The following is a 22,129-nucleotide window of genomic DNA, read 5'->3' as shown; positions in this document are numbered from 1 at the left end:
TTTTTTGCGTTGGCTCTGCACCTTTGGCCCTGGCCATTCTTTAGCGCACCGCCAAAGAAATCGCACTATATTGGTGCATCAAGCTGCACCTTCATTCATCCGCAGCCCATTTTGGTTCGAAAGTACCCAGCCAAGCCGGCAAAACGCTGCGAAAGAGCACTTCAAACGGCTGTTTCAGGGCGCGGGCGCTTCTTTTCGGAGCCTTGGTTTGGTTTTTGCATTTTCCCGATGACAGCGCTCTGTCCACGCGCGCGCCATGCTCCAAAAGAGGTCCTAATGACCATCAGCGATCAATTGCACCGCTTGCTACTCGACAACCTGACCACCGCGACCATCCTGCTCAACGCCGACCTGCGCCTTGAGTACATGAACCCGGCGGCGGAGATGTTGCTGGCTATCAGTGGCCAGCGCAGCCATGGGCAATTCATCAGCGAACTGTTCACCGAATCGGCCGAAGCCCTGAGCTCCCTGCGCCAGGCGGTGCAACAGGCGCACCCGTTCACCAAGCGCGAGGCCATGCTCACCGCGCTGACCGGCCAGACCCTGACCGTGGACTACGCCGTGACGCCGATCCTGAGCAATGGCGACACCCTGCTGTTGCTGGAAGTCCACCCCCGCGACCGCCTGCTGCGGATCACCAAGGAAGAGGCCCAGCTGTCCAAGCAGGAAACCAGCAAGATGCTGGTGCGCGGCCTGGCCCACGAGATCAAGAACCCCCTCGGCGGGATTCGCGGCGCCGCCCAGCTGCTGGCCCGCGAACTGCCGGACGAGAACCTCAAGGACTACACCAACGTCATCATCGAAGAGGCCGACCGCCTGCGTAACCTGGTGGACCGCATGCTCGGCTCCAACAAGCTGCCGTCGCTGGCCCTGTGCAACGTGCACGAAGTGCTGGAGCGCGTGAGCAGCCTGGTGGAAGCCGAAAGCCAGGGCTGCATCACCCTGGTGCGCGACTACGACCCAAGCATTCCCGATGTATTGATCGACCGCGAACAGATGATCCAGGCGGTGCTCAACATCGTGCGCAACGCGATGCAGGCCATCAGCAGCCAGAACGAGCTGCGCCTGGGCCGTATCTGCCTGCGTACCCGCACCATGCGCCAGTTCACCATCGGCCATGTGCGCCACCGCCTGGTGACCAAGATCGAGATCATCGACAACGGCCCGGGGATCCCCGCGGAACTCCAGGAAACCATCTTCTTCCCCATGGTCAGCGGTCGTCCGGACGGTACCGGGCTGGGCCTGGCCATTACCCAGAACATCATCAGCCAGCACCAGGGCCTGATCGAGTGTGACAGCCATCCCGGCCACACCACGTTCTCGATCTTTCTGCCACTGGAACAAGGAGCCCCATCGACATGAGCCGTAGTGAAACCGTGTGGATCGTCGATGACGACCGTTCTATCCGTTGGGTTCTGGAGAAAGCCTTGCAACAGGAAGGCATGACCACCCAGAGCTTCGATAGCGCCGATGGTGTGATGAGTCGCCTGGCCCGCCAGCAGCCGGACGTGATCATCTCCGATATTCGTATGCCCGGCGCCAGTGGCCTGGACCTGCTGGCGCGGATCCGCGAGCAGCACCCGCGCCTGCCGGTGATCATCATGACCGCGCACTCCGACCTGGACAGCGCTGTCGCTTCCTACCAGGGCGGCGCCTTCGAGTACCTGCCCAAGCCGTTCGATGTCGACGAAGCGGTGTCCCTGGTCAAGCGCGCCAACCAGCACGCCCAGGAGCAGCAGGGCCTGGAGGTGATCCCCGCGCTGGCCCGCACCCCAGAAATCATCGGTGAAGCGCCGGCGATGCAGGAGGTGTTTCGCGCCATCGGTCGCCTCAGCCACTCCAACATTACCGTGCTGATCAACGGTGAGTCCGGTACCGGTAAAGAGCTGGTGGCCCACGCGCTGCACCGTCACAGCCCACGGGCGGCTTCGCCGTTCATCGCCCTGAACATGGCGGCGATCCCCAAGGACCTAATGGAATCCGAGCTGTTCGGCCATGAAAAAGGCGCCTTCACCGGCGCGGCCAACCTGCGGCGCGGGCGCTTCGAGCAGGCCGACGGCGGCACCCTGTTCCTCGACGAGATCGGCGACATGCCGGCCGACACCCAGACCCGCCTGCTGCGGGTGCTGGCCGACGGCGAGTTCTACCGGGTCGGCGGGCATACGCCGGTCAAGGTCGACGTGCGCATCATCGCCGCGACCCACCAGAACCTGGAAACCCTGGTGCACGCCGGCAAGTTCCGTGAGGACCTGTTCCACCGCCTGAACGTGATCCGCATCCATATCCCGCGCCTGTCGGACCGTCGCGAAGACATCCCGACCCTGGCCAAGCACTTCCTCAGCCGCGCCGCCCAGGAGCTGGCCGTCGAGCCCAAGCTGCTGAAAAGCGAGACCGAGGAATACCTGAAGAACCTGCCGTGGCCCGGCAACGTGCGCCAGCTGGAGAACACCTGCCGCTGGATCACCGTGATGGCTTCGGGTCGCGAGGTGCATATCAGCGACCTGCCGCCGGAGCTGCTGAGCCTGCCGCAGGATTCGGCGCCGGTGACCAACTGGGAACAGGCCCTGCGCCAGTGGGCCGACCAGGCCCTGGCACGCGGCCAGTCGAGCCTGCTGGACAGCGCGGTGCCGAGTTTCGAGCGGATCATGATCGAAACCGCCCTCAAGCACACCGCCGGCCGCCGTCGCGACGCCGCCGTGCTGCTGGGCTGGGGTCGCAACACCCTGACGCGCAAGATCAAGGAGTTGGGGATGAAGGTCGATGGCGGGGATGACGACGACAGCGACGAGGGCTGAGCCGCTGTAAGCCTGTAGCCGCTGCCGCAGGCTGCGATAAGGCCGAAGGCCTTCAGCGATCTTGAGATCCTGCGCGCCCTTCGGTCGCGATCGCAGCCTGCGGCAGTGGCTACAGTGCAAGGCATTCGTGCTGTGTCGAGTGACAGAGCCAATCGCGGGCAAGCCTCGCTCCTGCAGATGAAGGTGTTCTGTAGGAGCGAGGCTTGCCCGCGATGCTTTTTGTGCACCGCAATGGTGAGCCTGCACTGCCGAAATGCGTGGCCGGGCATGGGATTTCAGCTCAGACGCCGTCGACATTACCGGCAAGAACAAATCCATAGAACGACAAAAGCCCCGTAAACCGGGGCTTTCAGCATTTCTTGAAAATTCGCTTAACCGTTTAAGCCAGAATTGGCACGCCCCCTGCAAAGACAAGATCACGAGTGCAGTCACTCACCCGTTTTGGGGACCTTGGTACAGGCAGGCCGAGAATCCCCTTCTTTACACCCGGAACCCATACCGCTCGCAGCGACGGGTTCCACCCGGTTTGGGGAACCCTGGTACAGGCAGGCCAGGGATTCCCTCTTTAACACCCGGGCTCATCACGCTCACAGCGACGAGCCCCACCCGTTTCGGGAACCTTGGTACAGGCAGGCCGGGGATTCCCTCTTTACACCGGGCCCAGCGCAATCAGCGCTGCCCCCACGCTTTTGGGAACCTTGGTACAGGCAGGCCGGGGCTTCCCCTCTTTACACCGGGCCCGGCGCAATCAGCGCCCCGCCCTCACGCTTTTGGGGACCTTGGTACAGGCAGGCCGGGAATCCCCTCTTTTATTCCTCGCGCAGCTGGACTTCCAGGCGCCAGCGCCCGTCGACCTCGCTGCCCGACCACTCGGCGTGCAGCGCCCGCGCCGCGACCACGTTCAGCAGCAACCCTTCCTTAGCCGCCCGCACCCGCCAGTTGGCATCCTTGTCGTTGATCTTCAACTGGCCCTTCTGCGCTCGCCCCTCGGCTTCGAACAGCAGCGCCACGGCCCCGTCGACGTGCTCGCCATGGACTTTGGGCTCGTTGTTGAACCACACCACCAGGGCATTGGGCTGGACCTGCACGTCCTGCAGCTCGGTGGGGTCCGGGGTCGTCAGGCGACCGATCATCAGCCCGACCATCACGCCAAAGATCGCCAGCGAGCCGAACACCCGCAGCATTAGCTTCGGCCTGGAGTCCGCTTCAGGCGTAGAATGCGGCCTGTCTTTTTCTTCGGAGCCGTGCATGTTTCACGTCATCCTTTTTCAACCAGAAATTCCGCCGAATACCGGCAACGTAATCAGGCTGTGCGCCAATAGCGGCTGCCACCTGCATTTGATCGAGCCACTGGGTTTCGAAATGGACGACAAGCGCCTGCGCCGGGCCGGCCTCGACTACCACGAATATGCCACCCTGCAACGCCATGCCGACCTCGCCAGCTGTCTTGAAAGCCTAGGCCATCCGCGCCTGTTCGCCTTCACCACCAAGGGCTCGCGACCTTTCCACGACGCCAGCTTCGCCGAAGGCGATGCCTTCCTGTTCGGCCCGGAAAGCCGCGGCCTGCCCGCCGAAGTGCTGGAGGCCCTGCCCGCCGAACAACGCCTGCGCCTGCCCATGCGCGAAGGCTGCCGCAGCCTGAACCTGTCCAACACCGTGGCGGTGGCCGTCTACGAAGCCTGGCGCCAGCTGGGGTTCAAATAAGCCTCTGTAGAAGCGAAGCTTGCTCGCGATGAAGGATAACGCGGTGCTTCAGACGTTTCGCGCCGGCCCCATCGCGGGCAAGCCTCGCTCCTACCCGAATGTTTCGCCCGAGCATGAAAAAAGCGCCTTTAACGGCGCTTTTTTCATGCTCGGGCGAAGCTCTTATTGAACGGTGTTTTCACCGGCCGCCTGCAGGCGTTGCAGCTCTTGCGCGTACAGCGCGTCGAAGTTCACCGGAGCCAGCATCAGGGCCGGGAACGAACCGCGGGTCACCAGGCTGTCCAGCGCTTCGCGAGCGTACGGGAACAGGATGTTCGGGCAGAACGCGCCCAGGGTGTGGCTCATCGAAGCGTCGTCCAGGTTCTTGATCAGGAAGATACCGGCCTGTTGCACTTCGGCGATGAACGCCACTTCGTCACCGTTCTTCACGGTGACCGACAGGGTCAGCACGACTTCGTGGAAACCTTCTTCCAGCGCCTTCTGACGGGTGTTCAGGTCCAGGCCGACGCTCGGCTCCCACTGCTGGCGGAAGATCGCCGGGCTTTTCGGAGCTTCGAAAGACAGGTCACGCACATAGATGCGCTGCAGCGAGAATTGCGGTGCGGATTCGTCTTCGGTCGCAGCGGTGTTCTGTTGGTCAGTCATCTCAGATCCTTCTTGATCTCGGGTCATGTAGGGTTTGCTGATCTTGGGTGGTCAGTCAGGCCGCGAGCAGCGCGTCGAGCTTGCCGGCGCGCTCCAGGGCGAACAAATCGTCACAACCGCCCACATGCGTGCTGCCGATCCAGATCTGCGGCACGGACGTGCGCCCGGCCTTCTGGGCCATTTCGGCGCGAACCTGCGGCTTGCCGTCGACCTTGATCTCTTCGAAGGCTACGCCTTTGTTCTCGAGCAGGTACTTGGCCCGCGAGCAGTAGGGGCAGTAATCGCTGGAATAGACGACGACGGCAGCCATATCACTTCACCAGCGGCAGGTTGTCGGCTTTCCAGCTGCCAACGCCGCCGGACAGCTTGGCGGCGGTGAAGCCGGACTTCATCAGCTCGCGAGCATGGGTGCCGGCGTGCTGACCCAGGGCGTCGACCAGAATGATGGTCTTGGCCTTGTGCTTTTCCAGCTCGCCCACGCGGGCGGCCAGTTTGTCTTGAGGGATGTTCAACGCGCCGACGATATGGCCCGCGGCGAAGTCCTTGGACGGACGGATATCGATCACCACGCCCTGCTCGCTGTTGACCAGCGCGGTCAGTTCGCGGGTGCTGAGGCTGCGGCCACCGCGGCTCAACTCGTGAGCGATCAACAGAGCCAGCAAGATGACGAAGGCGCCGACGAGCAAGTAGTGTTCAGTGGCGAATTGAATCAGGTGAGCAACCATCAAGGAGGTTCCAGGGCGTTAAAATGTCGGCCAGTATACACAGCCCTCCGGGTCGGCCAAACCCCGCCCGGCGGTGACGCCGATGGAACTTGGCTTTAAACTGCCACTCCCTTTTTCCAACATCTCCCAATCCAGCCACGAGTGGAATCTATGACTACCACGCCTAAACCTTTGGTCCTGATGATTCTGGATGGCTTCGGTCACAGCGAGAGCCACGAATCCAACGCTATCTATGCGGCCAAGAAGCCGGTCCTCGACCGCCTGTGCGCCAGCGTACCGAACGGCCTGATCTCGGGTTCGGGCATGGATGTCGGCCTGCCGGACGGCCAGATGGGCAACTCCGAAGTCGGCCACATGAACCTCGGCGCCGGCCGCGTGGTGTACCAGGATTTCACCCGTGTCACCAAAGCCATCCGCGATGGCGAGTTCTTCGAGAATCCGACCATTTGCGCCGCCGTGGATAAAGCCGTGGCCGCCGGCAAGGCCGTGCACATCCTCGGCCTGCTGTCCGATGGCGGCGTGCACAGCCACCAGGACCACCTGGTGGCCATGGCCGAACTGGCCTTCAAGCGTGGCGCCGAGAAGATCTACCTGCACGCCTTCCTCGACGGCCGCGACACCCCGCCGAAAAGCGCCGCCTCGTCGATCGAACTGCTGGATGAAACCTTCAAGACCCTGGGCAAGGGCCGCATCGCCAGCCTGATCGGCCGTTACTTCGCCATGGACCGCGACAACCGCTGGGATCGCGTGGCCCAGGCCTACAACCTGATCGTCGACGGCAAAGGCGAATTCAACGCCGCCACCGCTCAGGAAGGCCTGCAGGCCGCCTACGAGCGTGGCGAGAGCGACGAATTCGTCAAGGCCACCACCCTTGGCGAGCCGGTGAAGGTCGAAGACGGCGACGCCGTGGTGTTCATGAACTTCCGCGCCGACCGCGCCCGCGAGCTGAGCCGGGTGTTCGTCGAGGACGGTTTCAAGGAATTCGAGCGCGCCAGCCAGCCAAAACTGGCCGGTTTCGTCATGCTGACCCAATACGCGGCGAGCATTCCGGCCCCTTCGGCCTTTGCCCCGGGCAGCCTGGAAAACGTGCTGGGCGATTACCTGGCGAAAAACGGCAAGACCCAGCTGCGCATCGCCGAAACCGAAAAATACGCCCACGTGACCTTTTTCTTCTCCGGCGGCCGCGAAGAGCCGTTCCCGGGCGAAGAACGCATCCTGATCCCGTCGCCAAAAGTCGCCACCTACGACCTGCAGCCGGAGATGAGCGCGCCGGAAGTCACCGACCGGATCGTCGAGGCCATCGAAAACCAGCGCTACGACGTAATCGTGGTCAACTACGCCAACGGCGACATGGTCGGCCACAGCGGCGTGTTCGACGCGGCGGTCAAGGCCGTTGAATGCCTGGACCTGTGCGTCGGCCGGATCGTCGAGGCCCTGGAAAAGGTCGGCGGCGAAGCCCTGATCACCGCCGACCACGGCAACGTCGAGCAGATGTCCGACGCCTCCACCGGTCAGGCCCACACCGCCCACACCAGCGAGCCGGTACCCTTCATCTATGTTGGCAAGCGCAACCTGAAGGTCCGCGAAGGCGGAGTCCTGGCTGACGTGGCGCCGACCATGCTCAAGTTGCTGGGCCTGCCGCAGCCTGCGGAAATGACTGGCACTTCGATACTGGTCTGATATCAAAAACGCCGAATAATGGGCCGGAAACGGCTTTTTATGACGAACGCCTCAAAGCAGTTGGCTTTGAGGCGTTTTTTTTGCAGCGAGGGGCGGGCATACTAGGCTGTCCCTTTCCCTGGTGTCGCCCGCCTCTATGCTTCGCGCCCTGATTACCCTTGCTCTGATCTGCCTGCTCCAACCGGCCTTCGCCGACGAGCGCGCGCAAACCCAACAGCAGTTGGACGCCACGCGTCAGGATATTGCCGAGCTGAAAAAGCTGCTGGGCAAGCTGCAGGAAGAAAAATCCGGCGTGCAGAAAGACCTGCGCGGCACCGAAACCGAGATGGGCAAGCTGGAAAAGCAGGTCGATGCCCTGCAGAAAGAGCTGAAGAAAAGCGAATCCGAGCTGCAGCGTCTCGATGAGGAGAAAAAAAAACTCCAGAGCGCGCGCATTGAACAGCAACGACTGATCGCCATCCAGGCCCGCGCGGCCTACCAGAACGGCCGTCAGGAGTACCTCAAGCTGCTGCTCAACCAGCAGAACCCGGAAAAATTCGCCCGCACCCTGACCTATTACGACTACCTGAGCCAGGCCCGCCTGGAGCAGCTGAAGAACTTCAACGAGACCCTGCGCCAGCTGGCCAATGTCGAAAAGGAAATCTCCCTGCAGCAAGCCCAGCTGCTGGTGCAGAAAAGCAGCCTCGACACCCAGCGTGAAGAACTCGACAAGGTCCGCAAGGAACGCCAGGTGGCCCTGGCCAAGCTCAATGACGACGTGAAGGCCCGTGGCGACAAGCTCAAGGTCCGCGAACAGGACCAGGCCGATCTGGGCAAGGTACTGAAAACCATCGAGGAAACCCTGGCCCGCCAGGCCCGAGAGGCAGAGGAAGCGCGACAGAAAGCGCTGATCGCCCAGCAGGAAGCCGAAAAAAAGCGTTTGCGTGAGGCCCAGGCCAGTGCCGACGACAGCCCGAGCAAGCCGCCCCGAGCGACGCCCGGCCCCTTGGTTTCCAGCGCAGGCGCCTCCTATGGAGGCCCTTTTGCTTCATCCCGGGGAAAACTTCCATGGCCGGTTGATGGTCGACTGCTGGCGCGCTTTGGCGAAAGCCGCGGCGACGATGCCCGGACCAAGTGGGACGGGGTGATGATCAGCGCCTCGGCCGGCAGCCAGGTGCATGCCGTCCACGGCGGCCGCGTCGTGTTCGCCGACTGGTTGCGCGGCGCCGGCCTGCTGGTGATCCTCGACCATGGCAACGGCTACTTGAGCCTCTACGGACACAACCAGACGCTGCTTAAAGAAGCGGGCGATGTGGTCAAGGCCGGCGAGTCCATCTCCACTGTGGGTAGCAGTGGCGGACAGGGCGCGCCTGCACTGTACTTCGCTATTCGCCAGCAGGGTCGCCCAAGCGACCCGGCACAATGGTGCCGCGCGCAAGGATAAGCGCGCCATCTCATTCAGGAGTTCGTTCGACATGCTGCATTTGTCCCGCCTCACCTCGCTGGCCCTGACGATCGCTCTGGTGATCGGTGCGCCCCTGGCGTTTGCCGCCGAAACCGCTCAGTCGGCAGCCGCCACGACCACCAAGGCGCCATTACCGCTCGAAGAGCTGCGTACCTTCGCCGAGGTCATGGACCGGATCAAGGCCGCCTATGTCGAACCCGTCGACGACAAGACCCTGCTGGAAAACGCCATCAAGGGCATGCTCAGCAACCTCGACCCGCATTCGGCCTACCTGGGCCCTGAAGACTTCGCCGAGCTGCAGGAAAGCACCAGCGGCGAGTTCGGCGGCCTGGGCATCGAAGTCGGCTCCGAAGACGGCATCATCAAGGTGGTGTCGCCGATCGACGACACCCCGGCGTCCAAGGCCGGCATCCAGGCCGGCGACCTGATCGTCAAGATCAACGGCCAGCCGACCCGCGGCCAGAGCATGACCGAAGCCGTGGACAAGATGCGCGGCAAGATCGGCCAGAAAATCACCCTGACCCTGGTCCGTGACGGCGGTGCGCCGTTCGACGTGACCCTGGCCCGCGCCACCATCCAGGTGAAGAGCGTGAAGAGCCAACTGCTGGAGTCGGGCTACGGCTACATCCGCATCACCCAGTTCCAGGTCAAGACCGGCGAGGAAGTGTCCAAGGCCCTGGCCAAGCTGCGCAAGGACAACGGCAAGAAGCTCAACGGCATCATCCTCGACCTGCGCAACAACCCGGGCGGCGTGCTGCAATCGGCGGTGGAAGTGGTCGACCACTTCATCACCAAGGGCCTGATCGTCTACACCAAGGGCCGCATCGCCAACTCCGAGCTGCGCTTCTCCGCCACCGGCAAGGACGAAAGCGAAGCGGTACCTATGGTGGTGCTGATCAACGGTGGCAGCGCTTCGGCTTCGGAGATCGTCGCCGGCGCCCTGCAGGACCAGAAACGCGCGGTGCTGATGGGCACCACCAGCTTCGGCAAGGGCTCGGTGCAAACCGTGCTGCCGCTGAACAACGAGCGTGCTCTGAAGATCACCACCGCGCTGTACTTCACGCCGAACGGCCGCTCGATCCAGGCCCAGGGCATCGTGCCGGACATCGAGGTGCGCCGCGCCAAGATCACCAACGAAGCGCAGGACACCGAGTACTTCAAGGAAGCCGACCTGCAAGGCCACCTGGGCAATGGCAACGGCGGCGCCGACAAGCCGACCGCTTCCGGCAGCAAGCCCAAGCCGATGCCGCAGGACGATGACTACCAGCTGGCCCAGGCCCTCAGCCTGCTCAAGGGCTTGAGCATCACCCGCAGCAAGTGATGGAACCCGTCGCGAGCAAGCCTGCCGCCTCCCCCGTAGGAGCGAAGCTTGCTCGCGATGGCGTCCTGATGACCGCCACACCCCGCCAAGGCTTTACCCGAACCTTATGCTGCAAATCCCCATGACCAACCAACGCCAACCCCACCCACGGTTGTCGTGGAGGCTCATGATCGGGCTTCTGTGCCTTTTCGCCTTCACCTCGCCCCAGGCCGCCGAGCCCGCTCCACGCAAGGCCTACCTGAGCCTGATCATCGACGACCTCGGGCAGAACCTGCCCCGCGATCGCCGCGTGCTCGCCCTGCCCGGCCCGGTGACCACGGCGATCATGCCCGACACGCCCCACGCCGCCGAGTTCGCCCGCGAAGCCCATCGCGCCGGCAAGATCGTCATCCTGCACATGCCCATGGACCCGGCCACCGGCCCTTTCGCCTGGCACCCCGAGCTGCCCATCGAAGAGCTGGAAAGACGCCTCAACGCCGCCTTCAAGGCCGTGCCCTACACCAGCGGCATCAACAACCACATGGGCAGCCGCATGACCTCCCAGCCCCAGGCCATGGCCTGGCTGATGGCCGAGCTGCAGCGCCGCCACAAGTTCTTTGTCGACAGCCGCACCAGCGCCAAGACCGTGGCCGCCGCCGAAGCGCAGAAGATCGGCCTGGCCAGCGTGTCCCGCGATGTGTTCCTCGACGACGAACGCACCGAAGACGCCATCAGCCACCAACTGCAGACCGCGATCAACCTGGCGCGCAAGCAGGGGTCGGCGGTGGTGATCGGCCATCCCTACCCGCAGACCCTGGCCGTACTCGAACGCGAACTGCCCAGGCTCAAGGCCCAGGGCATCGACTGGATCGATATCGAGTTGATGATTAGCGTGCGTAGCAACAAGGCTATGTCCGGGCACGGCAAGGATGGGGTTTACCGCTGAGGATTGGCGGCGGACGTTCGAATGCATCGCGGGCAAACCTCGCTCCTACAGAAGCGGTGTCTGGCTCGATTGCCGCAAACGATCTGAATCCGTAGGAGCGAGGCTTGCCCGCGATATTCAGTTGCGTCTGCCTACAGATAGCGCCCCATGATCTCTTCCACCACGCCTTCCTCGCGCAGTTGGTCCAGCGCCGCCTGCAGCCGGGCGACGGTCTCGTCCGGCACTTCCTTGTTCAGCGCCAGGTACAGCTGGGCGCTGTGGAAGCGCAGCACGGTCTTGAGCCCGGTCACGCCTTCCTGCCTGGCCAGGTAACGCCCCGCGGGGTCGCCGGTGGCCCATAGATCGATCTGGCCGCCGACCAGCTTCCTGGCGTTGTCCTGGTCCTTCAGCACTACTTGCGGCTTGAGCCCTTGCTTGGCCAGGGTCTCGGCGATGGCGTCGCCTTTGTAGGCGCCGATCCGGTACTTGCGCGCCTGCTCCAGGGATTGCAGGGTGATCTTGCTGTCGTCCCGGGCCAGCATGATCCAGTCATCCGGGCCGATGGGGCCGACCCATTTGAACAGCGGCTCCCGGTCCGGCAGCCGCGCCGTGACAAACACGCCATACCCCGGCTGCTCCAGGGCGAGCTTGTAGATGCGCTCCCAGGGAAAGCGCAGGGTCAGGCTGTAGTTGATTCCGGCACGCTTGAACATTTCGCGGACGATATCCACGGCGATGCCGTTGATATTCTCGCCCTGGGCGAAGTTCTTGCCGTTCTTGGCCATGTTGTAGGGGGGGAAGTTTTCCGTCAGCAACACCAGGGAGGTGTCCGGCGTTTGCGCTGCGCGAGCGCTTGCGGCGAAGAGAACCGAAGCGCTGGCAAGAACAAGAAGAAGACGTTTGAACATGACGGGCTACCGGAATCCATGGCGTGCTCAAGAGTGCCGCGAGCCCGCCATGCTGTCCAGTGGCTATCTGACGACGATACCGCGGTGCGCCATGTAGGCCTTGGCCTCGGGCACGGTGTACTCGCCGAAGTGGAAGATGCTCGCCGCCAGCACTGCGCTGGCGTGGCCTTCGAGGATGCCGTCGGCCAGGTGCTGCAGGTTGCCGACACCGCCCGAGGCGATCACCGGAATGCCCAGGGCGTCGCTGATGGCGCGGGTTACACCCAGGTCGAAGCCGTTCTTCATGCCGTCCTGGTCCATGCTGGTCAGCAGGATCTCGCCGGCGCCCAGGCCTTCCATCTTCTTCGCCCACTCCACCGCGTCCAGCCCGGTAGGCTTGCGCCCGCCATGGGTGAAGATCTCCCAGCGCGGGGTCTCGCCCGGCCCGGACACCTTCTTCGCATCGATGGCGACGACGATGCACTGCGAGCCGAAATGCTGCGCCGCTTCGCCGACGAACTCGGGGTTGAACACCGCCGCGGTGTTGATCGAGACCTTGTCCGCACCGGCGTTGAGCAGGTTGCGGATGTCCTGCACGGTACGCACGCCGCCGCCCACGGTCAGCGGGATGAACACTTGGCTGGCCATGCGCTCGACGGTATGCAGGGTGGTATCGCGGCCATCGACGCTGGCGGTGATGTCGAGAAAGGTAATCTCGTCCGCTCCCTGCTCGTCGTAGCGACGGGCGATTTCCACCGGGTCGCCGGCGTCACGGATGTTCTCGAACTTGACGCCCTTGACCACCCGGCCGTTGTCCACGTCCAGGCAAGGGATGATGCGTTTAGCCAGCGCCATGGTGAGTCCTCAGCCTTGGTACGAGTCGCAGAAGGCTTGCGCCTCGGCGACGTCGAGGGTGCCTTCGTAGATCGCACGGCCGGTGATGGCGCCGATGATCCCCGGAGCCTTGGCGTCCAGTAGGGCCTTGATGTCGCCCAGGTTGTGGATACCGCCGGAAGCGATCACCGGGATCCTGGTGGCAGCAGCCAGGGCAGCGGTGAAGAGCACGTTGCAGCCCTGCATCATGCCGTCTTTGGCGATGTCGGTATAAACGATGGCGGACACGCCGTCGGCTTCGAAGCGCTTGGCCAGGTCGATGACCTGCACGCTGCTGACCTCGGCCCAGCCGTCGGTGGCGACGAAGCCGTCCTTGGCGTCCAGGCCGACGATCACCTTGCCCGGGAAGGCGCGGCAAGCTTCGGCGACGAATTCCGGCTCTTTCACCGCCTTGGTGCCGATGATCACGTAGCTCACGCCGGCCTTGACGTAGTGCTCGATGGTTTCCAGCGAGCGGATGCCGCCACCGATCTGGATCGGCAGGTTCGGGTAGCGCTTGGCGATGGCGGTGACCACTTCACCGTTGACCGGCTGGCCTTCGAAAGCGCCGTTCAGGTCGACCAGATGCAGACGGCGGCAGCCGCCCTCCACCCACTTGGCAGCCATGCTCACCGGGTCATCGGAGAACACCGTGGAATCTTCCATACGGCCCTGGCGCAGACGTACACAGGCACCGTCTTTGAGATCGATAGCGGGGATAATCAGCATCTGGCAAACCTTCAAATTCGATTGTTCAGCTTCACTCGGAAATCAGTTTTTCTCGAGCGCCCACAGGTCGCTTTCAATGCTTTCAAACCGCTCTTTGAGCTGGGCCTGCACATCGAAAATCGCCCTGTTGTAATAGTGCGGAGCAATTTCGCGGGTAAAGAGTTCAAGAATCTCGGCCGCCTCGAACGAGCCCAGGTCGAGCTCGAAGCGATCTTCCATGAAGCGCTGGATCTTGCGATTGGCCTCACTCTCCTGCTCGGGCGTGAGGGTCAGGATCGGCGCCTTGGTCTTCTTGACCGCCATTTACCAGCGACCGTCCCACGCCGCGAAGTTCTGCAGCAATTGCAGGCCATGGGTATGGCTTTTCTCCGGGTGGAACTGCACGGCGAAACGCGAGCCTTCGGCCAGCGCCGCGGCGAAATCGACGCCGTAGTGACCGCTACCGACCACCTGCCGCGCGTTGCCGGCGGCGATGTAGTAGCTGTGCACGAAGTAGAAGCGCGCCAGGTCCGGGATGTTGTGCCACAGCGGGTGGCTCACCGCCTGTTTCACTTCGTTCCAGCCCATGTGCGGGACTTTCAGGTGCTCGCCGTCTTCATGCAGGCCCTTGCCGAAGAACTTCACCTGGCCGGGGAACAGGCCGATGCAGTCGACGCCGTCGTTCTCTTCGCTGTGGTCGAGCAAGGCTTGCATGCCCACGCAGATGCCGAGGAACGGACGGTCCTGGCTGACTTCACGCACCAGCGCGTCGAAGCCCAGGCGACGGATCTCCGCCATGCAGTCGCGAATCGCGCCGACGCCGGGGAATACCACCCGGTCAGCTTCGCGAATCACATTGGCATCGCTGGTGATCAGCACCTTGCCGGCGCCGACGTGCTCGAGGGCCTTGGCCACCGAGTGCAGGTTGCCCATGCCGTAATCGATAACCGCGACCGTCTGCATTACAGCACGCCCTTGGTCGAAGGCATCTGCCCGGCCATGCGGTCATCCAGCTCCACGGCCATGCGCAGCGCGCGGCCGAAAGCCTTGAACACGGTTTCGATCTGGTGGTGGGTGTTGTGCCCACGCAGGTTGTCGATGTGCAGGGTGACGTTGGCGTGGTTGACGAATCCCTGGAAGAACTCCTGGAACAGGTCGACATCGAAGCCGCCCACGGTGGCGCGGGTATAAGGCACGTGCATCTGCAGGCCAGGGCGGCCGGAGAAGTCGATCACCACGCGCGACAGCGCTTCATCGAGCGGCACGTAGGCGTGGCCGTAGCGACGGATGCCCTTCTTGTCGCCGATGGCTTTGGTGAAGGCCTGGCCCAGGGTGATACCGACGTCTTCCACAGTGTGGTGGTCGTCGATATGCAGGTCGCCTTTGCTTTCGATATCCAGGTCGATCAGCCCGTGACGGGCGATCTGGTCCAGCATGTGCTCAAGGAAGGGAACCCCGATATCGAATCGGGCCTTTCCGGTGCCATCCAGGTTGATCGAGGCTTTGATCTGGGTTTCCAGAGTGTCGCGCTCGACGGACGCCTTACGTTCGGCCATCACCAGCTCCGCAAAATCATTGGGCGAAAAAGGCGATCATTATAGGCCGGACGGCGGCTAAACAGGAACACGCAGGACAAGATCCTGACGGGCTGAACCCAATAAAGCCGGGGACATACCTGTCATGACATGTAGGAGCGGCCGGTCGACGCTCGATTGCCCGCGATGAACCTTGACCGGGCATGTCTGGCACACCGCGTGTGCCCTATCGCGGGCAAGCCTCGCTCCTACAGGAAAGACTGTGCGCCTGGCGGCAGTGCCAGGCGCAAAAGTGCTTAGTGGAACAACACCGCGGTCTTCTGCAGGGTGACCCACACGCCCCACGCCAGCGGAATGCCCACCACCAGCCAGGCAGCGACCGCCAGCGGCACGCTGCCGGACGAGGCTTTCCACTCCAGCACGGTGCTGCTGTCCGCGCCCTTGTCATGGCCCAGCGCCTGTTCGGCGGCCAGTTCGGCGTCGCTCATAAAGTACTTGTCGGCTACCGGACGTACCAGCAGGTTGCACAGGAAACCCAGCACCAGCAGGCCGGCGAGGATGTACAGGGTGATGTCGTAGGCCGCGGCGCGCTCGACGCCGATGCTCAACTGATACTCACGCAGGTAGTTCACCAGCACCGGGCCAAGCACACCCGCCGCCGCCCAGGCGGTCAGCAGGCGACCGTGGATCGCGCCCACCATCTGGGTGCCGAACAGGTCCGCCAGGTAGGCCGGAACCGTGGCGAAACCGCCGCCGTACATCGACAGGATGATGCAGAACGCCGCCACGAACAGCGCGACGTTGCCCAGGTGCCCGAGATTCGGGATCAGCGCGTACAGGGCAAAACCCAGGGCGAAGAACACGAAGTAGGTGTTCTTGCGGCCCAGGTAGTCGGAGAACGAGGCCCAGAAGAAGCGGCCACCGATGTTGAATAGGCTCAGCAGGCCAGTGAAGCCGGCGGCGATCGCGGCGATCGACGCCAGTTGCGAGGCATCCAGCTGACCGAAGGCCAGTTCGTTGCCCAGCAGCTTGCCGGCGAAGACTTCCTGCAACAGTGGCGAAGCCATGCCGAGGATGCCGATACCGGCGGAAACGTTCAGGCATAGCACCAGCCACACCAGACGGAACTGCGGGGTTTTCCAGGCCACGTTCACATGCACGTGACGGTGGGTGATCATCGCGTTCGCGACTTTTTTCGCCGGTGGGGTCCAGCCCTCAGGCTTCCAGCCAGTCGGCGGCACGCGGTACGACAGCGCGCCACCGATCATGAACACGAAATAGATCGCCGCCATCACCAGGAAGCTCTGCCAGACGCCAACGCCGGTTGGCGAAGCGAAGTGGCTCATCAGTGCCGCCGCCAGCGGCGCACCGACCATCGCGCCACCACCGAAGCCCATGATCGCCATGCCGGTGGCCATGCCGCGCTTGTCCGGGAACCACTTGATCAGGGTCGACACCGGCGAGATGTAGCCCAGGCCCAGGCCGATACCGCCGATCACGCCGGAGCCGAGCCACATCAGCCAGATCTGGTGGGTATAGATACCCAGCGCCGAAATCAGCAGGCCGCCGCACCAGCACAGCGCCGACACCACACCGGCCTTGCGCGGGCCAGCGTGTTCCAGCCAGCCGCCCCAGATCGCCGCGGAGCAGCCGAGGAAGATGAAGAACAGGGTGTAGATCCAGCCGAGCATCGAGATCGGCCAGTCGCACTGGGACGAAAAGACCTGAGCGATAAAGCTCATGTCCGGGGCACAGGCCACTGGAGCGGTCACGCCCAGGGCCTTGGACAGCGGCAACCAGAACACCGAGAAGCCGTAGGCCATGCCGATGCACAGGTGGATGGCCAGAGCGGCCGGTGGAACCAGCCAACGGTTGAAACCGGGCTTGGCGATGATGCGTTCTTTGGACAAGAACGCCGGCTGGGCGGCAATGGCGCCCGCCTCGGTGCTAGTGCTCATGAGTGTTTCCCCCAATTATTGGAATTATTCGCCGGCCACTCTTCACTCACGACCTTTGCACGCAGACGTGGCCGTTTTATTGAGTGAAGCTCTATAGAGTGCGACTTTTGGTCGCAGAAGGGCAGATGAACTGCGAGAGATTACCATTTGCTCGTGACAGAAAGAGCAAACTGCCATCACCTTTTCCGCGTCATCTGCTCCGCAAGACGGCAATAACGCCTCTGTAGAAGCCAGGCTTGCCGGCGATGGGCGTTATGCGGTGTGTCAGGCAGAACGCTTCGCGGGCAAGCCTCGCTCCTACAAAAGCCGGCGCGGCTCCATCGACGATGCCAGCCCCTCGCCAGCCCGCGCGCGGCTGCCGATAATGGCCAGCCATTCCTTCGCTCTGCACAGGATTCCCCATGCCCATCGTTGTCGAGTCGCTGAAACAAGCCAGCTATCAGGATCAGCAGGACCTGCAGAAGATCTACCGCGATGCCCCGCCCTGGCTGTTCGCGCCGCAGCGCGATGACCAGGAGCTGATCGAGATCGCCCTGGGCGACGGCAGCCTGATCGCCGGGCGCTTCAACGACCGCCTGCTGGGCGCCGCCCGCCTGCAACGGCACCAAGGCGTCTGGCACCTGTCCCAATTGTGTGTGCGCAAGATCACCCGGCGCCGTGGCGTGGCCGAGCGACTGGTGAGCGAAGCACAGAAAATGGCCGCCCGGCATGACGCCACCTTGCGCCTGCTGGCCCCCGCCGGGCACCTCGAAGCCCAGGCGCTGGCGGCCAAGCTGCAGATACCGCTGGATGTGCTCCAAAGCGATCAGTGACCAGTGGCCAGGCCCGGGGCGTTATACTCCCCGGCTAAATTCGAATTCGACACTACAAGGACTCGCCCATGAAAGCGTTCGGCAAAATCCTGGGTCTGGTACTTCTCGGGCTGTTGCTGATCATCGTGGCTCTCGGCTTCGCCCTGACTCACCTGTTTGATCCCAACGACTACAAAGAAGAAATTCGCCAGATAGCCCGCGACAAGGCCCACATCGAGCTGACGCTCAATGGCGATATCGGCTGGAGCCTGTTCCCCTGGCTCGGCCTCGAACTGCATGAAGCCGGCGTCGCCACCCTGGCCAACCCGACCCAGCCGTTCGCCGACCTGCAAATGCTCGGCCTGTCGGTCCGCGTGCTGCCGCTGCTGCGCCGCGAAGTGCAGATGAGCGATGTGCGTGTCGAAGGCCTGAACCTGCGCCTGACCCGCAACAAGGACGGGCACGGCAACTGGGAAGACATCGGCAAGGTCGCCCCTGCGGACAAACAGGCCGCGACCCCGGCCACCAGTACCGGCGAAACCACCGCCACCACCCCGGCCACCACGGAAAAACCGGCGCAGCCGATCCGCCTGGATATCGACAGCCTGACCGTGAACAACGCCCGGGTGGAATACAACGACGAACAGAGCGGCAAGCAGTTCACCGCCGAAAGCATCCAACTGAGCACCGGGCCGATCCACGAAGCGACCAATACCCCGGTCAAGCTCACCGCCTTCCTCGCCAGCACCCAGCCGGCCGTGCGCGTGCGCACCGAGTTGAAGGGCGAGCTGCGCTTCGACCGCGTGCTCAAGCGCTACCAGTTCGAAGACATGAAGCTGTCCGGCGAAGCCGCTGGCGATCCGCTGCAAGGCAAGACCCTGACCTTCGCCGCCCAGGGCCAGTTGCTGCTGGACAAAGCCGCCAACGTTGCCGAATGGACTGGTTTGAAGCTCTCGCTCAACCAACTGCGCGCCCTCGGCGAGCTCAAGGTCCACGACCTGGACAAGACCCCGCAGCTCAACGGCGGCATCTCTATCGCCCAGTTCGACCTGGCCAAGTTCGTCGACAGCATCGGCCAGACCCTGCCGGCCATGGCCGAAGGCAGCCTGAGCAAGGTCGAGCTGGTCAGTCGCCTGTCCGCCACGCCGAACAGCATCGCCCTTGAAAACATCAACCTGAAACTCGACGACAGCAGCTTCAGTGGCCGTCTGGCAGTCGAAGACCTGGCCAAGCAATCCCTGCGTGCCCAGCTCAAGGCCGACACCTTCAACGTCGACCGCTACCTGCCGCCGAAGTCCGCCGAAGCCAACAGCGCCGCGGTGGCGCGCAAGGCCGAAGTGCAGAGCAGCGAAGCCAGCGCCGTCGCCGGGCCCGCCAACTCGCCGCTGCCGGACGCGCCGACCAAGGGCGCCTGGAGCACCGAGCGCCTGCTGCCGGTGGAACGCCTGAGCAAGCTGGATGTGGACGCCGACCTGAGTTTCGGACAGCTGACCCTGGACAAACTGCCGATCCAGAACGCCACGCTCAAGGCCAACGGCCAGGGCGGCCTGCTGAAACTCGAAGGCCTGCGCGGCGAGCTGTACAACGGCAGCTTCGAAGCCAACGGCAACCTCGACGTGCGTCAGCCGACGCCACAGCTGAGCCTGCAGACCAAGATCAACCGGGTGCCGGTGGAGCGCATCCTGGAAAGCCAGGGGCAGAACCCGCCGGTCAAGGGCCTGGTGACCCTCGACAGTAACCTGACCAGCAGCGGCAACAGCCAGAAAGCGCTGATCGACAGCCTCAACGGCAACGCCAGCTTCGTCGTCAACAACGGCGTGCTGCTCAATGCCAACCTCGAACAGCAGGTGTGCCAGGGCATCGCCACGCTGAACCGCAAGACCCTGAGCAGCGAGCCACGGGGCAAGGACACTCCCTTCCAGGAACTCAAGGGCAACCTGACCCTGCGCAACGGCGTGGCCAGCAACCCGGACCTGAAAGTGCGCATCCCGGGCATGAGCGTCAAAGGCAATGGCGACATCGACCTGCGTGTGCTGGGCATGGATTACCGCGTCGGCATCGTCGTCGAAGGCGACAAGAGCGACATGCCGGACCCGGCCTGCCAGGTCGGCGAACGTTTTGTCGGCATCGAACTGCCGCTGCGCTGCCGCGGCCCGCTGGAACTGGGCGCCAAGGCTTGCCGCCTGGACCGCGACGGCCTGGGCCAGGTCGCGGCCAAGCTGGCCGGCGATCGCCTCAGTGAAAAGCTCGATGAAAAACTCGGCGACAAGGTCAGCCCGGAACTGAAAAACGCACTCAAAGGGCTGTTCAAACGATGAGGGCCGAGCAGTTCGCACCGGCGGTACTGGACTGGTACGACCGCCATGGCCGCCATGACCTGCCCTGGCAGCAAGAGATCAACCCGTACCGGGTATGGGTCTCGGAAATCATGTTGCAGCAGACCCAGGTCAGCACCGTGCTCAACTACTTCGACCGGTTCATGGCCTCGCTGCCGACGGTCCAGGCCCTGGCCGCCGCGCCGGAAGACGAAGTGCTGCACCTGTGGACCGGCCTGGGTTACTACACCCGCGCGCGCAACCTGCAAAAGACCGCGAAGATCGTGGTCGCCGAGTACGGCGGCGAGTTTCCCCACGACGTGGAAAAACTCACCGAGCTGCCGGGCATCGGCCTGTCCACCGCCGGCGCCATCGCCAGCATCAGCATGGGCCTGCGCGCGCCGATCCTCGACGGCAACGTCAAGCGGGTGTTGGCGCGCTTTACCGCGCAAGAGGGTTACCCGGGCGAGCCCAAAGTGGCCAAGCAGCTGTGGGCCGCGGCCGAGCGCTTCACTCCGCAGACCCGGGTGAACAACTACACCCAGGCGATGATGGACCTGGGCGCCACCCTCTGCACCCGGAGCAAGCCCAGCTGCCTGCTGTGCCCCCTGGAAAGAGGCTGCGAAGCGCACATGCTGGGCCTGGAAACCCGCTACCCGATCCCCAAGCCACGCAAGGCCGTCCCGCAGAAACGCACGCTGATGCCGATGCTGGCCAACCACGAAGGCGCCATCCTGCTGTACCGTCGGCCCTCCAGTGGCCTGTGGGGCGGTCTGTGGAGCCTGCCGGAGCTGGACGACCTGGCGGACCTGGAACACCTGGCTGCGCAGCACTCGCTGGAGCTGGGCAAGCAACAGGCAATGCCCGGCCTGGTGCACACCTTCAGTCACTTCCAGCTGGCCATCGAGCCCTGGCTAGTGCAGGTCCAGGCAGCCGCCCATCACGTGGCCGAGGCCGACTGGCTCTGGTATAACCTCGCCACCCCGCCGCGCCTGGGCCTTGCCGCCCCGGTGAAAAAACTGCTCAAACGCGCGGCCGACGTATTGAACGCAGGAGAGTTGCAATGACCCGCACCGTAATGTGCCGCAAGTACAAAGAACAATTGCCGGGCCTGGAGCGTCCTCCGTACCCGGGCGCCAAGGGCCAGGAGATTTTCGAGCATGTGTCCGCCAAGGCCTGGGCCGACTGGCAGAAACACCAGACCCTGCTGATCAACGAAAAACGCCTGAACATGATGAACGCCGAAGACCGCAAATACCTGCAGGGCGAGATGGATAAGTTCTTCTCCGGCGAGGAATACGCCAAGGCCGACGGCTACGTGCCGCCGTCCGAGTAATTGCCCGCAAATCGGGGTGGGAACGTAAGCGGCGGTAATAATTAAACTTTTTTTCAAAACTTGCTTGACGCCCCCCCGAAAAACCAGTTTAATGCGCCCCGTTGCCCAGATAGCTCAGTCGGTAGAGCAGGGGATTGAAAATCCCCGTGTCGGCGGTTCGATTCCGTCTCTGGGCACCACTAATACCGAAACCCCTGAATCGAAAGATTCAGGGGTTTTTTATTGCCTGCGATTTGGTGTCGCTTATTTTCAATCCTCAGAGATCGCCTTCATGCTGCCGCCCAGGCTGTTTGAGCGAGTCATCGGCCAACTCCAGGCGAAAGAGCTGCCAAGCAACGTTACAGCTCCCATGAGGCTCCTGGAGACGATTTAGCCGCCAACATCCCCTTGCATCGCCTTACCCTGCGCAACGTCCAACAACGCCACGCGATCGCTCAGCAGCAGCGAGGCGATATCCGCTATTTGGAATAAATCACTTTCGTTAGCCCGTACGAGCGGTCATGCGACC

At 63.3% G+C, this 22,129-nt stretch carries 22 protein-coding genes and 1 tRNA gene; 12 read left to right on the top strand and 11 right to left on the bottom strand.

Going from position 1 to position 22,129, the window contains the following annotated elements; genetic code table 11:
• The first annotated feature begins 276 nt into the window (after nt 1-276).
• Together glnL and ntrC are read left to right on the top strand one after the other, a co-directional pair.
• The gene (gene glnL, locus C4K38_RS01945; protein WP_025808271.1) at nt 277-1,362 is read left to right on the top strand and encodes a nitrogen regulation protein NR(II); all 1,086 of its coding nucleotides are present in this window, start codon (nt 277-279) and stop codon (nt 1,360-1,362) included.
• Nucleotides 1,359-2,795: a nitrogen regulation protein NR(I) gene (gene ntrC, locus C4K38_RS01940; RefSeq protein WP_007929941.1), complete on the top strand. Its 1,437-nt coding sequence runs from the start codon at nt 1,359-1,361 to the stop codon at nt 2,793-2,795. The genes glnL and ntrC overlap by 4 nt, the downstream gene beginning before the upstream one ends.
• Before the next feature lie 809 nt (nt 2,796-3,604).
• On the opposite strand, the gene C4K38_RS01930 is transcribed toward ntrC, so the two are convergent.
• Nucleotides 3,605-4,045: a hypothetical protein gene (locus C4K38_RS01930; RefSeq protein WP_053277062.1), complete on the bottom strand. Its 441-nt coding sequence runs from the start codon at nt 4,043-4,045 to the stop codon at nt 3,605-3,607.
• On the opposite strand from C4K38_RS01930, the gene trmL reads away from it, so the two are divergent.
• On the top strand, nt 4,044-4,499 hold the full coding sequence (gene trmL, locus C4K38_RS01925; protein ID WP_053277061.1) for a tRNA (uridine(34)/cytosine(34)/5-carboxymethylaminomethyluridine(34)-2'-O)-methyltransferase TrmL: 456 nt from the start codon (nt 4,044-4,046) through the stop codon (nt 4,497-4,499). The two genes, C4K38_RS01930 and trmL, sit on opposite strands and share 2 nt — an antisense overlap.
• 162 nt (nt 4,500-4,661) lie before the next feature.
• Here trmL and secB read toward each other — a convergent pair whose 3' ends face one another.
• From secB to C4K38_RS01910, 3 genes are read right to left on the bottom strand one after another with little or no spacing between them, the layout of a single operon-like run.
• Nucleotides 4,662-5,144, bottom strand: coding sequence for a protein-export chaperone SecB (secB, locus tag C4K38_RS01920; protein WP_023970073.1), 483 nt, complete (start codon nt 5,142-5,144; stop codon nt 4,662-4,664).
• A 55-nt stretch (nt 5,145-5,199) separates the two neighbouring features.
• Nucleotides 5,200-5,454: a glutaredoxin 3 gene (grxC, locus tag C4K38_RS01915; RefSeq protein ID WP_007930824.1), complete on the bottom strand. Its 255-nt coding sequence runs from the start codon at nt 5,452-5,454 to the stop codon at nt 5,200-5,202.
• A gap of 1 nt (nt 5,455) precedes the next feature.
• Complete coding sequence (locus tag C4K38_RS01910; RefSeq protein WP_009046532.1) at nt 5,456-5,869, bottom strand: rhodanese-like domain-containing protein; 414 nt, start codon at nt 5,867-5,869, stop codon at nt 5,456-5,458.
• Between the two features lie 150 nt (nt 5,870-6,019).
• On the opposite strand from C4K38_RS01910, the gene gpmI reads away from it, so the two are divergent.
• From gpmI to C4K38_RS01890, 4 genes are all read left to right on the top strand, one after another.
• Entirely contained in the window at nt 6,020-7,549 is a 1,530-nt protein-coding gene (gene gpmI / locus C4K38_RS01905; protein WP_053277060.1) for a 2,3-bisphosphoglycerate-independent phosphoglycerate mutase, read from the top strand.
• Nucleotides 7,550-7,685: 136 nt separating this feature from the next.
• Nucleotides 7,686-8,972, top strand: a complete 1,287-nt coding sequence (locus C4K38_RS01900) for a murein hydrolase activator EnvC family protein (protein ID WP_053277059.1) — start codon at nt 7,686-7,688, stop codon at nt 8,970-8,972.
• A 31-nt stretch (nt 8,973-9,003) separates the two neighbouring features.
• Nucleotides 9,004-10,314 (top strand): S41 family peptidase, encoded by a 1,311-nt coding sequence (locus C4K38_RS01895; RefSeq protein WP_053277058.1) that lies wholly within the window; start codon nt 9,004-9,006, stop codon nt 10,312-10,314.
• Between the two features lie 166 nt (nt 10,315-10,480).
• On the top strand, nt 10,481-11,239 hold the full coding sequence (locus C4K38_RS01890; protein ID WP_053277057.1) for a divergent polysaccharide deacetylase family protein: 759 nt from the start codon (nt 10,481-10,483) through the stop codon (nt 11,237-11,239).
• A gap of 131 nt (nt 11,240-11,370) precedes the next feature.
• Here C4K38_RS01890 and C4K38_RS01885 read toward each other — a convergent pair whose 3' ends face one another.
• The 7 genes from C4K38_RS01885 to C4K38_RS01855 all read right to left on the bottom strand — a co-directional run bounded on the left by C4K38_RS01885 (nt 11,371) and on the right by C4K38_RS01855 (nt 17,179).
• Nucleotides 11,371-12,126 (bottom strand): substrate-binding periplasmic protein, encoded by a 756-nt coding sequence (locus C4K38_RS01885; RefSeq protein ID WP_053277056.1) that lies wholly within the window; start codon nt 12,124-12,126, stop codon nt 11,371-11,373.
• Nucleotides 12,127-12,189: 63 nt separating this feature from the next.
• A complete protein-coding gene (gene hisF / locus C4K38_RS01880; RefSeq protein WP_007921812.1) occupies nt 12,190-12,960 on the bottom strand; it encodes an imidazole glycerol phosphate synthase subunit HisF in 771 nt (256 codons plus the stop codon).
• A gap of 9 nt (nt 12,961-12,969) precedes the next feature.
• Nucleotides 12,970-13,707 carry a 1-(5-phosphoribosyl)-5-[(5-phosphoribosylamino)methylideneamino]imidazole-4-carboxamide isomerase gene (hisA, locus tag C4K38_RS01875; RefSeq protein ID WP_053277055.1) on the bottom strand — a complete coding sequence of 246 codons (738 nt, stop codon included), beginning with the start codon at nt 13,705-13,707 and terminating at the stop codon, nt 12,970-12,972.
• Nucleotides 13,708-13,749: 42 nt separating this feature from the next.
• Complete coding sequence (locus tag C4K38_RS01870; protein WP_053277054.1) at nt 13,750-14,010, bottom strand: DUF2164 domain-containing protein; 261 nt, start codon at nt 14,008-14,010, stop codon at nt 13,750-13,752.
• Entirely contained in the window at nt 14,011-14,649 is a 639-nt protein-coding gene (gene hisH / locus C4K38_RS01865) for an imidazole glycerol phosphate synthase subunit HisH (RefSeq protein ID WP_025808284.1), read from the bottom strand.
• Complete coding sequence (gene hisB, locus C4K38_RS01860) at nt 14,649-15,242, bottom strand: imidazoleglycerol-phosphate dehydratase HisB (RefSeq protein WP_007921806.1); 594 nt, start codon at nt 15,240-15,242, stop codon at nt 14,649-14,651. Before hisB ends, hisH begins: the two co-directional genes overlap by 1 nt.
• Before the next feature lie 275 nt (nt 15,243-15,517).
• Nucleotides 15,518-17,179 (bottom strand): OFA family MFS transporter, encoded by a 1,662-nt coding sequence (locus C4K38_RS01855; RefSeq protein WP_053277053.1) that lies wholly within the window; start codon nt 17,177-17,179, stop codon nt 15,518-15,520.
• Between the two features lie 401 nt (nt 17,180-17,580).
• On the opposite strand from C4K38_RS01855, the gene C4K38_RS01850 reads away from it, so the two are divergent.
• The 5 genes from C4K38_RS01850 to C4K38_RS01830 all read left to right on the top strand — a co-directional run bounded on the left by C4K38_RS01850 (nt 17,581) and on the right by C4K38_RS01830 (nt 21,800).
• The gene (locus tag C4K38_RS01850; protein ID WP_053277052.1) at nt 17,581-17,991 is read left to right on the top strand and encodes an acetyl-CoA sensor PanZ family protein; all 411 of its coding nucleotides are present in this window, start codon (nt 17,581-17,583) and stop codon (nt 17,989-17,991) included.
• Between the two features lie 68 nt (nt 17,992-18,059).
• Nucleotides 18,060-20,288, top strand: a complete 2,229-nt coding sequence (locus C4K38_RS01845) for an AsmA family protein (RefSeq protein WP_053277051.1) — start codon at nt 18,060-18,062, stop codon at nt 20,286-20,288.
• A complete protein-coding gene (mutY, locus tag C4K38_RS01840; RefSeq protein WP_053277050.1) occupies nt 20,285-21,352 on the top strand; it encodes an A/G-specific adenine glycosylase in 1,068 nt (355 codons plus the stop codon). Before C4K38_RS01845 ends, mutY begins: the two co-directional genes overlap by 4 nt.
• Nucleotides 21,349-21,621 (top strand): oxidative damage protection protein, encoded by a 273-nt coding sequence (locus C4K38_RS01835; protein WP_007921798.1) that lies wholly within the window; start codon nt 21,349-21,351, stop codon nt 21,619-21,621. The genes mutY and C4K38_RS01835 overlap by 4 nt, the downstream gene beginning before the upstream one ends.
• A gap of 103 nt (nt 21,622-21,724) precedes the next feature.
• Nucleotides 21,725-21,800 (top strand) — tRNA-Phe (locus C4K38_RS01830).
• Nucleotides 21,801-22,129 lie beyond the last annotated feature (329 nt).

The sequence above is a fragment of the Pseudomonas chlororaphis subsp. piscium genome, from assembly GCF_003850345.1.
Lineage (GTDB): Bacteria > Pseudomonadota > Gammaproteobacteria > Pseudomonadales > Pseudomonadaceae > Aquipseudomonas > Aquipseudomonas piscium.
This window is presented reverse-complemented; position numbering and strand designations above follow the sequence as displayed.

Bases quoted from the DNA above. Each gene is read 5' to 3' on its own strand.
- glnL (WP_025808271.1), top strand. From the start codon at position 277: ATGACCATCAGCGATCAATTGCACCGCTTGCTACTCGACAACCTGACC.
- ntrC (WP_007929941.1), top strand. From the start codon at position 1,359: ATGAGCCGTAGTGAAACCGTGTGGATCGTCGATGACGACCGTTCTATC.
- trmL (WP_053277061.1), top strand. From the start codon at position 4,044: ATGTTTCACGTCATCCTTTTTCAACCAGAAATTCCGCCGAATACCGGC.
- C4K38_RS01930 (WP_053277062.1), bottom strand. From the start codon at position 4,045: ATGCACGGCTCCGAAGAAAAAGACAGGCCGCATTCTACGCCTGAAGCG.
- secB (WP_023970073.1), bottom strand. From the start codon at position 5,144: ATGACTGACCAACAGAACACCGCTGCGACCGAAGACGAATCCGCACCG.
- grxC (WP_007930824.1), bottom strand. From the start codon at position 5,454: ATGGCTGCCGTCGTCGTCTATTCCAGCGATTACTGCCCCTACTGCTCG.
- C4K38_RS01910 (WP_009046532.1), bottom strand. From the start codon at position 5,869: ATGGTTGCTCACCTGATTCAATTCGCCACTGAACACTACTTGCTCGTC.
- gpmI (WP_053277060.1), top strand. From the start codon at position 6,020: ATGACTACCACGCCTAAACCTTTGGTCCTGATGATTCTGGATGGCTTC.
- C4K38_RS01900 (WP_053277059.1), top strand. From the start codon at position 7,686: ATGCTTCGCGCCCTGATTACCCTTGCTCTGATCTGCCTGCTCCAACCG.
- C4K38_RS01895 (WP_053277058.1), top strand. From the start codon at position 9,004: ATGCTGCATTTGTCCCGCCTCACCTCGCTGGCCCTGACGATCGCTCTG.
- C4K38_RS01890 (WP_053277057.1), top strand. From the start codon at position 10,481: ATGATCGGGCTTCTGTGCCTTTTCGCCTTCACCTCGCCCCAGGCCGCC.
- C4K38_RS01885 (WP_053277056.1), bottom strand. From the start codon at position 12,126: ATGTTCAAACGTCTTCTTCTTGTTCTTGCCAGCGCTTCGGTTCTCTTC.
- hisF (WP_007921812.1), bottom strand. From the start codon at position 12,960: ATGGCGCTGGCTAAACGCATCATCCCTTGCCTGGACGTGGACAACGGC.
- hisA (WP_053277055.1), bottom strand. From the start codon at position 13,707: ATGCTGATTATCCCCGCTATCGATCTCAAAGACGGTGCCTGTGTACGT.
- C4K38_RS01870 (WP_053277054.1), bottom strand. From the start codon at position 14,010: ATGGCGGTCAAGAAGACCAAGGCGCCGATCCTGACCCTCACGCCCGAG.
- hisH (WP_025808284.1), bottom strand. From the start codon at position 14,649: ATGCAGACGGTCGCGGTTATCGATTACGGCATGGGCAACCTGCACTCG.
- hisB (WP_007921806.1), bottom strand. From the start codon at position 15,242: ATGGCCGAACGTAAGGCGTCCGTCGAGCGCGACACTCTGGAAACCCAG.
- C4K38_RS01855 (WP_053277053.1), bottom strand. From the start codon at position 17,179: ATGAGCACTAGCACCGAGGCGGGCGCCATTGCCGCCCAGCCGGCGTTC.
- C4K38_RS01850 (WP_053277052.1), top strand. From the start codon at position 17,581: ATGCCCATCGTTGTCGAGTCGCTGAAACAAGCCAGCTATCAGGATCAG.
- C4K38_RS01845 (WP_053277051.1), top strand. From the start codon at position 18,060: ATGAAAGCGTTCGGCAAAATCCTGGGTCTGGTACTTCTCGGGCTGTTG.
- mutY (WP_053277050.1), top strand. From the start codon at position 20,285: ATGAGGGCCGAGCAGTTCGCACCGGCGGTACTGGACTGGTACGACCGC.
- C4K38_RS01835 (WP_007921798.1), top strand. From the start codon at position 21,349: ATGACCCGCACCGTAATGTGCCGCAAGTACAAAGAACAATTGCCGGGC.